The organism is Marinoscillum sp. 108, from assembly GCF_902506655.1.
Taxonomy (GTDB): Bacteria; Bacteroidota; Bacteroidia; order Cytophagales; family Cyclobacteriaceae; genus Marinoscillum; species Marinoscillum luteum.
In genome coordinates this window covers 916,480-930,542 of the sequence record NZ_LR734808.1, presented here as the reverse complement: position 1 = coordinate 930,542, position 14,063 = coordinate 916,480, and the positions used below count along the sequence as shown (strand labels likewise).

Genomic DNA, 14,063 nt, shown 5'->3' with positions numbered 1-14,063 from the left:
TAGGCATTTGAAAGGTGAGGGTTAGTTTTGCAAACTAAATTAAACCAATGGCCTCACTCACACCTTTTCACCTGGCAGTACCCGTTGATGACCTCAATGAGACTCGTGCCTTCTATCGGGATACCCTTGGGTGTCCAGAAGGGCGCAGTTCAGATCACTGGGTGGATTTTGATTTGTTTGGGCACCAGTTTGTGATTCATCTGCAACCTAAAAGGGTGAGTCAGGAAGTGCACCACAATCCGGTGGATGGTCATGATGTGCCAGTTCCCCACTTTGGTGTGGTTCTGGCAATGAAAGACTGGGAAGAGCTGGCGGCCAGGCTAAAGTCCAAGGGAGTGGTGTTTGTCATCGAGCCGTATGTTCGGTTTCAGGGTGAAGTAGGAGAGCAGGCGACCATGTTTTTCAGAGACCCTTCGGGAAACGCCCTTGAGTTTAAAGCATTCAAAGATATGAACCAGATTTTTGCCAAATAATGCCTGTAAATCCAAAGTATAGAGCACTTACAAAAGATGAGCTGGCCGGGCTCGAGAAGGAGTTTGTTGATTACCTGATTGTGAATGGCATAACTGCCGACGATTGGGTAAAGATCAAAGAAGAGGAAAAGGAGAAAGCCGAGGACATCATAGTCCTATTCAGTGATGTAGTATTCGAAGGGGTAATGAGGAAGGTGAAGTTTCTGGAATTCAGGGAAAAATCTGACCTGAAATCGTTTCAATGCCTGGAAGAAAAGATCATTTTGGTGGGAATGATGAGTGAAAACCCCGAGGTGAACTTTACCGAGAAAAAGTACCTGAAGACAGCTGCGCAAGAACCACCAAAGGGAGTAAAGGTCTACTCCACCGAAAAGCGCTATGCTAAGACAAGAGAACTGGAGCTTTTCGAGATGATCCAGGCAGGGTGTTCCATTTCTGACGGACAGATATTTAAAGCCCTGGCAATGGCCATGAACAAATAGACACTCAGAGGGGTGCAAATAAAAAGGGCGTTCATTTGAACGCCCTTTTGTTTTATATCAATCTTTTTGAAGTGCCTTATGGCTTGAAGTTGATCTTTCTCATTCTCAAAGACAAAGGAGTTACTTCCACATATTCATCTTTGTTGATGTATTCAAGAGCTTCTTCCAATGAGAATTTCTTCGGCGGAGCAATTTTCATACTTGCATCCGTACCGGATTTTCTCATGTTGGTTAACTGCTTTCCTTTCTGCACATTCACCGCCAGATCATTGGCACGTGAGTGCTCTCCGATTACCTGACCCACATACAATTCGTCACCAGGAGCCACAAAGAATATGCCTCTGTCTTGCAACTTATCAATCGCATATGCAGTACCAGGACCTGTCTCCATAGAGACCAGTGAACCATTCAAACGCTCTGGGATTTCACCTTTGTAAGGCTCATATCCATTGAACCTGTGCGTCATCACAGCTTCTCCGGCAGTAGCTGTCAGTACCTGATTTCTCAGTCCGATCAAACCACGTGCAGGGATATTGAATTCAAGGTGTTGAATGTCACCTTTAGGTTCCATGATGGTTAATTCACCTTTTCTCTTGGTTACCAACTCGATGGCTTTACCTGAAACATCCTCCGGAACATCTATTACCAAATGCTCGATAGGCTCATGCTTCTGGCCGTCTATTTCTTTATAGATTACCTGAGGCTGACCCACCTGAAGCTCGTAGCCTTCACGTCGCATGGTTTCTATGAGTACTGACAAGTGAAGTACGCCTCTACCATACACCAGGAATTTATCCTCACTGTCTGTAGATTCTACCCTCAAAGCCAGGTTTTTCTCTATTTCTTTCATCAGTCTGTCTCTCAAGTGCCTTGAGGTCACAAACTTGCCCTCTTTCCCGAAGAAAGGAGAGTTGTTGATGGTGAAGAGCATGTTCATCGTTGGCTCATCCACACCTACACGCTCCAGGGGTTCTGGATTGTCAAAATCCGTGATGGTATCTCCAATGTCAAAGCTTTCAATACCGGTCACAGCGCAAATATCTCCACATCCAACTTCTTCAACGCTTCGCTTGCCGAGTCCTTCAAATACATGAAGTTCTTTGATTCTTACCCTTTTGATGGTGTCGTCACTCTTAGTGAGTCCTAAGCTTTGTCCCACTTTGATTGATCCTTGATGGATTCTTCCGATGGCAATTCGGCCTGTGAAAGCAGAAAAATCAAGGGAAGTGATTTTCATCCTCAGTACACCTTCTTTTTGCTCAGGGGCTGGAATTTCTTTAAGGATAGTATCCAGTAATGGCTCCAGGTTGTCTGTAGGGTTTTTCCAGTCATGACTCATCCAGCCATGTTTGGAAGAACCATAAAGGGTAGGGAAGTCCAGCTGGTCCTCCGTAGCATCCAGGTTGAACATCAGGTCGAATACTTCCTCATGCACCTCATCAGGACGACAGTTTTCCTTATCCACTTTGTTCACCACCACGATAGGTTTCAGTCCCAGCCCTAAAGCTTTGCCCAATACAAATCGAGTTTGTGGCATAGCTCCTTCAAAAGCATCGACAAGCAAAAGCACACCATCAGCCATACTCAAAACACGCTCTACCTCACCGCCAAAGTCGGCGTGACCAGGAGTGTCAATAATGTTGATTTTAGTTCCTTTGTAATTGATGGATACGTTTTTCGAAAGAATCGTGATCCCACGTTCCCTTTCCAGGTCATTGGAATCCAGGATTAGTTCATTGTTATCCTGAGATCTTTTCGAGTCATTGGCTTGAGCTGCGTAAATGATCTTGTCTACCAATGTGGTTTTGCCATGGTCAACGTGTGCGATGATGGCGATATTTCTAATATTTGTCATGCGTTGTCTAAAAGAGCGCAAAAATAATAGGTATTACCCTCAAATATGTGAGTTCGGTAAAAAGAATTCGTTAATCTTTCGCGAAGCACGAATCTTAGGATAGAATTTGAGGCATGGGATAAGGTGATTCTTTTGGCTCACTTGTTCTAAAACTAAGTCTCCAACTCACTATATTTAGATATGGATAAAAGGGCATTTATAAAGAAAGCCAGTTTAGTGACCGTTCTGGCTAGTTTTGGTTTGACACTTGAAAGTTGCTCATCTGATGATGAACCAACGCCTGGCAATACATCTAAAACCACTATTGATCTGAATACCTCACCATTTTCCAGCCTCAAGTCTCCCGGAGGATGGGTGCTGCATCCTACCCAAAAGATCTTGCTCGTGAACGTGGGTGGCACGATCAGTGCCTTTTCCAGTGTTTGTACACACGAAGGCTGCTCTACAGACTGGAGCTTTAGTGGTGAATTCTTATGTGGCTGTCATGGCTCCAGGTTCGACACCTCAGGCAATGTCACCAACGGGCCAGCTTCACGTCCGCTTTCCAGAATATCAGTAGCGAGAGATGGTGATATACTCACATTGGGATAGGTAACTTATCTTGCGTAGATAATCCCGCAGATGTATGAAACGCTTGCTGAAAATTCTGATCCTTCCCCTGATCCTTTTTCTCGTCTATCTCCTTGGTCCCAGGCCTCAGTTTGATGAGTTAGAAGGCCCAAATATCAAGCTGATGAATATCTCGCTGGATAGTCTGGATCGCTATGTGAAGGCGAAAGATCTGGACATTCCTGACCTGAAGGCAGATAATGCATCAAGAATTGTATGGGCAGACAGTATCAGGAAAACGAGATACAGTGTGGTCTATTTACATGGCTTCTCCGCCAGCCCAATGGAGTCCAACCCAACACATTTAGATTTTGCACGACAATTTGGGTTTAACATTTACCTCCCTTTGCTCGCGGGTCACGGGCGCAATAGCGTAGAGTCCTTTGCTGACCTTCAGCCCAATGACCTGATCAGAGATGCAAAGGAAGCCATTGCCATTGGCCAACTCATTGGAGAGGACGTCATTGTGATGTCATGTAGTACCGGTAGCACTCTGGCTATCTATCTGGCAGGTGAAAATAAGGAGCTGATAGATGCTTTGATTATGTATTCACCAAACATTGCCTTAAAAGACCCAACAGCTAAACTCGTGACGGGCCCCTGGGGCAGACAGATCATTCAGCAGGTAGTGGGCCCTTACTGGAACCCTAACGCTCCGGAAGAGGGCGGTGACGGGCAAAAATATTGGACCAGAACGTATCGAACCGAGGGGCTTATCGCATTGCAGTCGCTGCTGGACCAAACCATGACCACAGAAGTCTTTGAGAAGATCACTCAGCCTTATTTTCTTGGTTATTATTATAAAAACGAGGCGGAGCAGGATGGAACCATCTCCACAGATGCGATTCGGTCGTTTGTCTTGCAGACAGCTACCTCTGAGACTCAAAAGATGGTGGTGCCTTTTCCTGATGCCGGAGAGCACGTAATTGCCAATCCCCTGAAAGGTAGAAGTGTACAGAATGTACAGGACTCTACTGCTCGGTTTGCGGAGCAGATTCTGAAGCTGACCGGCATTCGATAATTGCATTGCCAAAGGGAACAGGTTAAAATCAATTCCAGCGTTCCATTTTTCCGGGCTCACTACTCTGGCCAGAATGATTATTTTCATTCGTTACAATCAGGGCATCAAATGGGCGTTATGGTCTCATCAATGACTTGGAATAGTCGGGAAATCTTCATTGGGTTTTTACTTATGGGAGTGCAGCGCATTGGTGAACAACATGCGAAAATGATTCATTTCATGTGGTGCTTAATCTCATTTTCAGATTACTTCAATATTGTCTTATATTACCGTTTTATTAACTCAAATTAAATTTTTACCAAATTAAATGTTTGACAAGTTCCTTGAAGGCAATCAATATTATGACTATCCTTCATTCGAGGTGGCCATTTTTTCCCTCTTACTCGCCCTGGTACTCAGTACTTCCATTGCCTATATTTATCGTTTCACCAATGGTGATGAGTTCTATTCCAAAAGCTTTTTTCAGGCGATGGTTTTGAGTGCACTTGTCACTTCTATGATCATGATGGCTGTGGGTAATAACCTTGCTGTGGGGTTTGGAATTATCGGGGCTGTGGCCATTATTCGTTTTCGCACCAATATTCAAAATCCCAGAAATGTTATTTTCATTTTTGCAGCGCTTTCCGTTGGGATTGCATCCGGTGTACATGGGTATGCCGTGGCCATTGCGGGTACCATCATTTTCTGCATTACGGCCATACTTTTATACTGGTCACCTGCTGGGGGGAAGATGAGTCACAAGTTTGAGGTGATTTGCCAGTCTTCTGATCATGAGTTGATTCAGGAAGTCAAGGCATATCTGATTGCCAGGAGCAAGTCATTCGACGAATTGGAACTGAGGAAGCGCACCGAGTTGAACAACCGCTATGAATACCTGATCTTCCTGGAGGACGAAAGCCATATTCTGGAGATTTTTGAATACCTCCAATCCCTGGAGGGAATTTCCGATGTGCGGATCATTAAGAAACCAATCCCCGAACAACTTTAAGTTTCATGAGTAAAAAATTATTTGTATTGATCTGGGTTGTATTGGGTGTCTCCCTTGCGGTCATTTCCTTAAGGTATAAAAGCAGAACAGAGGCGTTGGTGGCAGTGGTGGAGTCGCAGGTGACTGCCGTGAGTTATCAGAAGCCGGTCATTATAGAAAGAATCTACGTCATTCCGGGCCAGGAGGTCAACGTGGGAGACACTCTGGTGGTGGTTTCCAGACCGGACCTTAACCTGGATATCGAAAGGAAAACCAACGAGCAGGAGCGCGTGGTTTCAGGTATAGTCCAGGCCAATCAGGACTACCTGAGCAAGAAAGAGCTTCTTACTATAGAAAGAGAAGGGAAGATCAACAGGCTAATCTCCGAAAGAAGCGAATTGCAGACAGAGCTCAACCAACAAACGCGAATCCGCCAGCAGTTGTCCGGAGGAATGCTTTCCACCACAGCAGACTCATTGAAAATCATTCAGCTAAAGGCCATTGAAACAGAAATATCTGACTTGAAGCGATTCTACGCCCAGGAGATCCAACGTCAGCAGTTGCAATTAAACGAGCAATTGGAAATCCAGAAAAAGGAGATTGAGCTGATCGAAAAAGAGCTTCAGGCCCTTTATGACGAGCGAAACACCCTCGTGAGGGTGGCTAAGTTTCAGGGCATCGTGGGCACGCTGGATGTACATTTGGATGAACTCGTGCCGGCTTTCAAAACCCTTTTGTCCATTTATGAGTCTCACCCTTCCATCATCAAAGCATATATCAACGAACGTTTTACCTCTATGGTAAAGCCAGGAGATACGGTGAAGGTGGTTTCTGAAAATAGGCTATATAGCATTACCGGGTATGTGAAGGAGCTGGGTGCGCGGATTACGGCATATCCTGGTAAAATTCAGTCACCAACGGCCAACACAGTGAGTTACGGACAGGAGATCTTCATCAGCATCCCTACGGACAATAGCTTTCTGAACGGGGAGAAGGTTTTTGTATATCCTCAGATGTCTACCACGCAATGAAAAAATGGATTTTGATGATCGGCCTGGCATTGACCAGCGCATTGACCAGTCAGGGACAGGGCCAATTAGAGTACCTCAGTGCCCCAATCACTGATGGGGAGTACATGATCGTACAAATGACGGAGGACTTCCTCTCTGATCATAAATTTGGCTCTCCATGGTTGCGAGATTTGGATTTCAGGGTGCGTTCCTCTGGTTCACAGATTGGGGTAGAAGAGTATAGGATGCGCCTGGGCCTTATCAATCCACTGGAGATCAAAGCCAACAGAGATTATAAACGTTTGATGGATAGGCAGTTGGGCGCAGAGCGACTGGAAGTTATTAACAATGTCATGTTGCGACGATATGAAATACTATTGGAGCATGCTTTTCTCTCCAGAAAAAAGAACCTGTTGGAAAGTCGGGAAAATGAGCTCCAGAAGCAATCGAATCTCCTGCTAGGAGCCCAGGGGTCGCTAAATGACCTGATTGACGTAGAGGAGTCGCTCACCAAACTGGGGCTTGAAAGCATCGGCCTTGATCACAAAATTGAATTGGTCATGTCGTCTGTTTCCTCCTCGGGCGTGCGGAACTTGGAGTGGGGAAGCTTTGATGTGATCCCGATTGACACTATCTGGCAGCGCACCAGGGAGATAGAATGGTCTAATGGAATGCTGCATGACCGGGCGCTGCGCTCTTTGGCTCAGAAGGAGCAGCTGCTGAAAATTGATCAGGCAGAAGCTTTCAGCAACATCGGCTTCATTCAAGGCGAATATGATCTTGACAGGGGAGACGCACCCGCCGATCACCTTGGGTTTCAGATGGGTTTGACCATCCCTATTTTTAATTCGGACAAGCCACAACTGGAGCGCAAGAAGTTGGCGTTGATAGACGATGAGGTAGAATTGGAGACATCTGTGAGCATGGAGAAGGAGCGGGTGGATTTTATGATCTCAGAGATGGAAACCTCTTATTTGCAGTTGATGCTGCTGGCTAAACGATCGCAGAAATTGAATGAATACCGGCAGCTGAACAGTGCGATCTCGGGTGATCTGGATACTTACATCAAATTGTCGGAGCTTGAATACTTTATTCGTGAAAAGACCCTGAACTATGAATCAGCCATTCGGATGAACTATATCCGACTATTGCATCTCAAGGGTAAGCTGGCTGAGTCGCCACTGATCAATTATTTATCGGCAGATGAGGTGTCATTTGAGTTGAAGTAGGACAATCCTGATTGGTGAATACGCCATTCACCAATCAGAAATTCCATTTTTACGCTTCAGTGATGACCACTTTCTCCATCACATCATCTTCTCTGATGGCATCAATTACTTCCAACCCTTCAACCACCTTTCCGAACACTGTGTGATTTCTATCCAGGTGTGCGGTGTTTTTTCGGCTATGACAGATGAAAAACTGTGAACCCCCTGTATTCCTGCCTGCGTGCGCCATCGAAAGCACTCCACGGTCGTGATACTGATTGTCACCGTCCAATTCACAATCTATGGTATATCCGGGGCCACCTGCTCCGGTTCCTTTTGGGCAACCACCCTGGATCACGAAATCAGGTATCACGCGATGAAATGTCAATCCGTCATAAAACCCCTTCTCTGCTAAAGAGATAAAGTTAGCCACGGCTTTAGGAGCGTCTTGCTCGAAGAAATTGATTTTCATCACACCCTTTTTGGTATGTATTTCTGCTTTTTTCATTGGTATTGTTATTTATGAACCCCGCAAAGGTAACAGAGGCTCAGTAAATAGAATACCTTTGTGGCTTAATAAGGTCCATAATGTCGTTACCATTAGTCGAAATAGGCAGAATCAATAAGCTTGAAGTTTTAAAGTCCACAGAACAAGGGCTATACCTCGGGGACAGTGTTGAAGAAATATTATTGCCCAATAAGTACATTCCCGAAGGTCTTGAAATAGGGGATTATATAGATGTTTTTATCTATACAGACTCTGAGGACCGATTGATTGCTACCACCTTGACCCCTCACATCATGCGGGGAGAGTTTGCTTATTTAAAAGTAAAGGATGCCACTTCCTTCGGTACTTTTATGGACTGGGGGTTGGAAAAGGACCTGTTGGTTCCCTTCAAAGAGCAATTGGAACGTATGGATGTAGGCAAATCTTATTTGGTCTACATGTACCTGGACAATGTGACCGATCGCCTTGTTGGTTCTACACACCTCAACAAGTTTGTGGAGCAAAATACGATCGAACTGGAAGAGGGTGAAGAAGTGCAGATATTGGTGGGCAATGATACTGATCTGGGCTTTCAGTGCATTGTGAATGGTAAATACAAGGGCCTGGTTTATAAGAACCAAATCTTTAAGGATATCCAGCCGGGAGATACCACGTCGGCTTTTGTGAAGCAAATAAGGCCTGACAATAAGATAGATCTGGTGCTGGAGCGTACTGGCCACGAAAGCATTGAACCCAATGCTGAGAAAGTTTTTGAGGTACTAAAGAAGAACGAAGGTTTTCTGCCACTTCATGATAAGAGTGATCCTGACGAAATCAAGCGACTTCTTCAAATGAGCAAAAAGAATTTCAAAAAGGCTATTGGTACCCTCTACAGACAACGACTCGTGACCCTTGATGACAAGGGAATTACCCTGAAATAGATCCGACTCTTCTGTTTTCTTAGTACTTCCTTATAACTCTGTTGTTTCAAAATAATAAAACATTATGGAGGTATAAGGAGTTTATTAGGATCGAATGTCTGTGAAATCGCGTTTGATTGGTGACAAAATTGTACCCATGAAATCGCAGGATCGTTGATATATAGAGTCACCGCCACATGAAAAACAAGATTAGGATCCTTTTGGTAGATGATCATCCCATGATCAGGGACGCCATCCGGCAATACTTTTCTACAAATGAAGAAATAGAGATTCTGGATGAAGCCAATAATGGACAGGAAGCCCTCCAAAAACTTGAAGAGAAAGATTTTGATCTGATTATCACCGATATGGCCATGCCAGATATGAATGGGGTGGAGTTTATGACGGCCCTTCAGGATCGACAAATCAAACAGGATGTCCTGGTAGTTTCCATGATCAATGAAGTCTCTCAAATTAAGAAGATGATAAGTCTGGGTGCCAAGGGGTATGTGCTAAAGAATAGCCCAAAAGAGGAAATACTCAAGGCCATCAAAACCATAAGTGGTGGCGAAAACTACTACACACGTGAAGTATATGACATCATCATGGGGCAGTTGTCTGGTAAAAAACCTGCCTTGCAGCGTATTTCACTGGAGGTATCTCTTACGAAACGTGAAAAGGAGATCGTAAGGTTGATTATGGAGGAGCATTCCAATCAGGTGATTGCGGATATGCTCTTTATTAGCGTAAGAACCGTGGAAGCACATAAACGTAACATCCTCGAAAAGACAGGTTGCAAGACCATGGCCGGCCTGGCCATATACGCCATCGAGAAAGGCATCGTTTGAGCCTCTTCTTAACTCATATAGGTAATTCACCTATTTTTCAATAATCAGGTTAACACTCTAATATCTCTTTTTGAGTCCGGATAGATTTGTATCATCAGCAATTAGAAAGATGGCAAATCCACATGATCTTATACGGAATACGGAAATAATTCTCATATCATCGAATCCCTATGAGGTGGATATGATGCTGAGTAGTTTGAAGGTTTCGGAAGAGACTTGTGATTTGCTATGGTTAAAAGACAGCCAGCGAACGTTTGATTATTTGCGCTCAAGAGGATTATATAAAGGAAATGAGCTCGGCAGTCGAGCCAGAATATTTATTCTCGGTAAAAATTTTCCTGAAATAGATGGCATCATAAGCTTACTGCAATCCGATCATCGACTTCTGGGTTACCCCGTCTATCGATTTGCATTGAACGCATAGGCTTTTTCCGAATGCCTGAAACAGAGACTATTGCGAATTTTAGCATTTGAATAAGTTTGAAATATGGGTTTTTTGGTCAGATACTCACACAAGAATCCCTCTCTTTATTGTAGATACCAGTGCGTGAGCATTTGAAAGTCGGCCAAGTGGCCGGCTTTCTTTTTTTCTACTTGGCAGAGTTACTTCTTTCTCTTAGTTTTAGCTTCTTCTAAAACATAAATGACCCATGTACAAAGCCCTCTTTATATTACTCATCGCCCTTGCCGGCTTAGGATGTTCTGAAAAGCCCACTTCTGAGGCAGTAGAACAGCCACCAGTCTTCAAATGGGAGAATGCGACGATCTATTTCCTGTTGACGGATCGTTTTTATAACGGTAATCCCGAGAATGACACGAACTATGGTCGTAAGCCAGATGGAGCGGTTTTAAGGAGCTTTATGGGCGGAGATTTGCAAGGAATTACGATGAAAATAGAGGAAGGCTACTTTGACGACTTGGGGGTTGATGCCATTTGGTTTAATCCACCAGTGGAGCAGATTCATGGCTATGTGGACGAGGGTACTGGTAAAACCTATGGATACCACGGTTACTGGGCGCGTGACTGGACGGCCATTGATCCCAATTTTGGTACCATGGAAGACCTCAAAAGTCTTGTGAAAGTAGCACACGAGCATGGGATTCGTATTTTAATGGATGTGGTGGTGAACCATACCGGACCCGTCTCACCAGAAGACAGCCAGTGGCCGGATGCCTGGGTGCGAACCTCCCCGCAGTGCACTTATACAGATGCCGCTTCCACCATAGCCTGTACACTGGTAGAAAACTTGCCGGATATCCTAACGGATAGTGACGAGGAAGTGGCGCTTCCCGATTTTCTGATTGAGAAGTGGACCCAGGAGGGACGATTGGAGGAAGAAGTGGCCGAATTGGATGCGTTTTTTGAAAAAACAGGCTATCCTCGTGCGCCCAGGTTTTACATCATGAAATGGCTGACTGACTATGTGCGCGAAATGGGAATTGATGGCTATAGAGTGGATACAGCTAAACATACCGAAGCTTCTATCTGGGGAGAGCTCTATAAGCTCGCCAGCGAAGCCTTTAAGGATTGGAAATCAACTTCACCGGCGGAAGTACTGGATGACGAGGACTTTTTCATGGTCGGGGAGGTGTATGGATACGGTATTCAGAATGGTCAAAATTACTTTTATAATGCTGAGGACAGTGTCAATTTTTTCGAAAATGGCTTTAAAAGTCTGATCAACTTCTCTATGAAAGGTGATGCTGGCAGAGTGCCGGAAGAGGTTTTTTCCTATTATGCCAATCAACTCAGCACTGTTCTTAGTGGCTATACAGTGCTCAATTATGTGAGTTCTCATGATGATGGTGGGCCTTTTGATCGCGAAAGAACCAACGGCTACTTGGCCGGTACCATGCTAATGCTCACACCTGGACAGGCCCAGATCTATTATGGGGATGAAACGTCCCGGCCATTACAAGCGGAGGGCGCTCAGGGAGATGCCAACCTTCGCACTATGATGAATTGGGCGGATCTGGATACTCCGGAGGTTCAGGGCTTGCTATCACACTGGCAGCGACTGGGACAGTTCAGAAAGGATCATGTCGCCGTTGGTGCTGGGAAGCATCAGCTCATGAACGAAACGCCTTATACCTTTTCAAGAACCTATAGTGATGCAGCTACAGGTGATCGGGTGATAGTGGTGATGGATAATGATGGTAGTGCGGTTAACTCCGAGGGGATTTTCGAGGATGGGGAGCGTGTAACGAATTACTATACGGGTGAAACCACTGATGTGGCGAATGGTGAAATCTCTTTTGAGGAAGGGGTAGGACTGCTCTTGATCGGAAGGCGCCCTTAACAAAAAAGCCCTTCAAAACTAATTGAAGGGCTTTTTACTAAATTTTTCTAACTTCAGCGTTGATGTTATAGTCTTTCACCAATTCCTGAGTGAATTTCATATGACCATGAGGTACAAATATTTGAAATTTGCCTCGCTTCATCGTTGCCAGTGTTTCCAGCAATTTCCATTTATTGATCAAATCATTCGGGTTATCCACTTTAGTAGAAATCTCAAAGTAGGCTTTTCCGTCGTTTTTCGTTGCCGTCACATCTGGAGTAAAATTCACATCTTTGGTTTGCCCAATCAATTGGTAAGGGGATTCATAGTCGCTCAGATCAGCTCTGATATTTTCGTAACCCTGTTTCTTAATGTTTTCGATTACGCTTGATAATAATTCTTCGTAAGAAGTTTTACTCCTAGTTTGTTGAAGCATAGGTATTTAAAATTTATGATTTTTTCGTTTGTCGAAGTGCAGCTGCCTAAGTGGCAATTTTTCAGTGCATTAAATAATCCACTAAGTTAAACAATAATCTCACCACATTGTTTTAAACCGGCATTAATCTTTTCTAGGAGGGGTAATCATGATGTGAGCGCGATGAGTACCCGGATCCATAATCCAGGGCCCCCCATCAGACATGGGGCCGGTAGGTAGTCCTGTTTCCTCTGCTGTGGCAAATGGTATATACACCACATACCTCAGGTATGGATTAATGGGGCTGCCATTGTCATCCAGATCGGCTTGATATACAGTCAGCGTAGATTTATCTGGAATCACCAATTTACCAGCTTGAGCTTCTGCCTCACGGGTGGCAAAGATTTCATCGAACGACTTTCCCATGGATTTCAATTCACGTCCTCTGGCCATAAAGGGATCCAGGTCTTTGTGATAAGCTACCACACTAAACCCTTCTTTGGACGGATCATCACCTATGCAGACCAGGTGGTTGGATCCCTCACGAAGCAAAACAAACGTTCCGTCTGCATTGTATCCATATACTGTGGCATTTGCACGGTATGCTTCCGGTGCAGCCAAAGTAGCCAACTCAAGGTTAGTCTGTGCAATCACAGGAGCTACACTAGATAGTAAGGCAAGAAATAAGGGGAGTAGAGTGACGCGCTTCATGGTCTTTCGGGTTTTGATCATAATTTACCCAAAATCATACAGACCAGCAATTCGCCGGGTGATGGCATCCGTTACAAGGATAAGTATTCTCAATTAGGCGACTATTTTCTCATAATGATAATTTCTCAGGTTTGAAACTTAATTTAATCAGTACTCAGTAAGTTTGGAATGCTATTTGCAATAGCAGGTCAGTCTTTGAAAGTGGATAAATTATTACATCATATTTCAAGAGATAACGTTTAACGATCATGACAAACCAATGAATAAAATGAGACAAAAAAGATTGAATATTTCGCTGATCAATACCACGCTTTTGCTAGCGCTGATTGTGGGCTTTTCAGCATGTAAAAACAAAAAGAAAGTTGCCGAAGTTTCGGATCCGCAGGAAGTAAGAGACCAAATAGAAGAAGAGCTGGCCGAAGACCAAACGGAAGAAATGGAAGAGCCTGAAGAACGAATCGCCACGAAGGAGCCTAATAAATCTCAAAAGCTGGAGAACTATTTTACAGCCATAGCGAATGCTCCCTCTGCCACCTCTGCCAATGGAAGCATTAGCGAGGCATTAACCATGTTTGGCAGACCCGATGCACCAGTGCTCATCGTGATCTATCGCAAAGATGGTAGCACTGACTATGACGAACCCACCACCATCAAGAAGTACTTGGAATACCTGAAGGACACGGGAAACAACAAGGCCAAGGTGGAAGAAATGGTGTTGGATGATTATGGCAAAATCAAAGAATTGGTGCTGAAGAAGTAAACTCAAAAAGACAGAAAA

15 protein-coding genes are annotated in these 14,063 nt (G+C 44.4%); 11 read left to right on the top strand and 4 right to left on the bottom strand.

Going from position 1 to position 14,063, the window contains the following annotated elements:
- Positions 1–47 precede the first annotated feature (47 nt).
- The gene (locus GV030_RS03795) at positions 48–473 is read left to right on the top strand and encodes a VOC family protein (protein ID WP_159579963.1); all 426 of its coding nucleotides are present in this window, start codon (positions 48–50) and stop codon (positions 471–473) included.
- Complete coding sequence (locus tag GV030_RS03790) at positions 473–955, top strand: DUF6495 family protein (RefSeq protein WP_159579961.1); 483 nt, start codon at positions 473–475, stop codon at positions 953–955. Before GV030_RS03795 ends, GV030_RS03790 begins: the two co-directional genes overlap by 1 nt.
- A gap of 76 nt (positions 956–1,031) precedes the next feature.
- Here GV030_RS03790 and typA read toward each other — a convergent pair whose 3' ends face one another.
- Positions 1,032–2,810 (bottom strand): translational GTPase TypA, encoded by a 1,779-nt coding sequence (typA, locus tag GV030_RS03785; RefSeq protein ID WP_159579959.1) that lies wholly within the window; start codon positions 2,808–2,810, stop codon positions 1,032–1,034.
- 180 nt (positions 2,811–2,990) lie between these two features.
- On the opposite strand from typA, the gene GV030_RS03780 reads away from it, so the two are divergent.
- From GV030_RS03780 to GV030_RS03760, 5 genes are all read left to right on the top strand, one after another.
- Positions 2,991–3,401: a ubiquinol-cytochrome c reductase iron-sulfur subunit gene (locus GV030_RS03780; RefSeq protein ID WP_159579957.1), complete on the top strand. Its 411-nt coding sequence runs from the start codon at positions 2,991–2,993 to the stop codon at positions 3,399–3,401.
- Positions 3,402–3,435: 34 nt separating this feature from the next.
- Positions 3,436–4,440 carry a carboxylesterase gene (locus GV030_RS03775; protein WP_159579955.1) on the top strand — a complete coding sequence of 335 codons (1,005 nt, stop codon included), beginning with the start codon at positions 3,436–3,438 and terminating at the stop codon, positions 4,438–4,440.
- Between the two features lie 307 nt (positions 4,441–4,747).
- Positions 4,748–5,428, top strand: a complete 681-nt coding sequence (locus GV030_RS03770) for a DUF4956 domain-containing protein (protein WP_159579953.1) — start codon at positions 4,748–4,750, stop codon at positions 5,426–5,428.
- A 5-nt stretch (positions 5,429–5,433) separates the two neighbouring features.
- A complete protein-coding gene (locus tag GV030_RS03765; RefSeq protein WP_159579951.1) occupies positions 5,434–6,438 on the top strand; it encodes an HlyD family secretion protein in 1,005 nt (334 codons plus the stop codon).
- Complete coding sequence (locus GV030_RS03760; protein ID WP_159579949.1) at positions 6,435–7,646, top strand: hypothetical protein; 1,212 nt, start codon at positions 6,435–6,437, stop codon at positions 7,644–7,646. Before GV030_RS03765 ends, GV030_RS03760 begins: the two co-directional genes overlap by 4 nt.
- 49 nt (positions 7,647–7,695) lie before the next feature.
- On the opposite strand, the gene GV030_RS03755 is transcribed toward GV030_RS03760, so the two are convergent.
- Entirely contained in the window at positions 7,696–8,133 is a 438-nt protein-coding gene (locus GV030_RS03755) for a peptidylprolyl isomerase (protein ID WP_159579947.1), read from the bottom strand.
- A gap of 80 nt (positions 8,134–8,213) precedes the next feature.
- Between GV030_RS03755 and GV030_RS03750 the strand changes: the two genes are divergently transcribed.
- From GV030_RS03750 to GV030_RS03740, 3 genes are all read left to right on the top strand, one after another.
- On the top strand, positions 8,214–9,053 hold the full coding sequence (locus GV030_RS03750) for a S1 RNA-binding domain-containing protein (RefSeq protein WP_159579945.1): 840 nt from the start codon (positions 8,214–8,216) through the stop codon (positions 9,051–9,053).
- Positions 9,054–9,229: 176 nt separating this feature from the next.
- The gene (locus tag GV030_RS03745) at positions 9,230–9,880 is read left to right on the top strand and encodes a response regulator transcription factor (protein ID WP_159579943.1); all 651 of its coding nucleotides are present in this window, start codon (positions 9,230–9,232) and stop codon (positions 9,878–9,880) included.
- Between the two features lie 650 nt (positions 9,881–10,530).
- Positions 10,531–12,180, top strand: coding sequence for an alpha-amylase family glycosyl hydrolase (locus GV030_RS03740; protein ID WP_159579941.1), 1,650 nt, complete (start codon positions 10,531–10,533; stop codon positions 12,178–12,180).
- A 37-nt stretch (positions 12,181–12,217) separates the two neighbouring features.
- On the opposite strand, the gene GV030_RS03735 is transcribed toward GV030_RS03740, so the two are convergent.
- Together GV030_RS03735 and GV030_RS03730 are read right to left on the bottom strand one after the other, a co-directional pair.
- Positions 12,218–12,595, bottom strand: coding sequence for a hypothetical protein (locus GV030_RS03735; RefSeq protein ID WP_159579939.1), 378 nt, complete (start codon positions 12,593–12,595; stop codon positions 12,218–12,220).
- Positions 12,596–12,718: 123 nt separating this feature from the next.
- Positions 12,719–13,285, bottom strand: coding sequence for a hypothetical protein (locus tag GV030_RS03730; RefSeq protein ID WP_159579937.1), 567 nt, complete (start codon positions 13,283–13,285; stop codon positions 12,719–12,721).
- 268 nt (positions 13,286–13,553) lie between these two features.
- Between GV030_RS03730 and GV030_RS03725 the strand changes: the two genes are divergently transcribed.
- Entirely contained in the window at positions 13,554–14,045 is a 492-nt protein-coding gene (locus tag GV030_RS03725) for a nucleoid-structuring protein H-NS (RefSeq protein WP_159579935.1), read from the top strand.
- Positions 14,046–14,063: the final 18 nt, after the last annotated feature.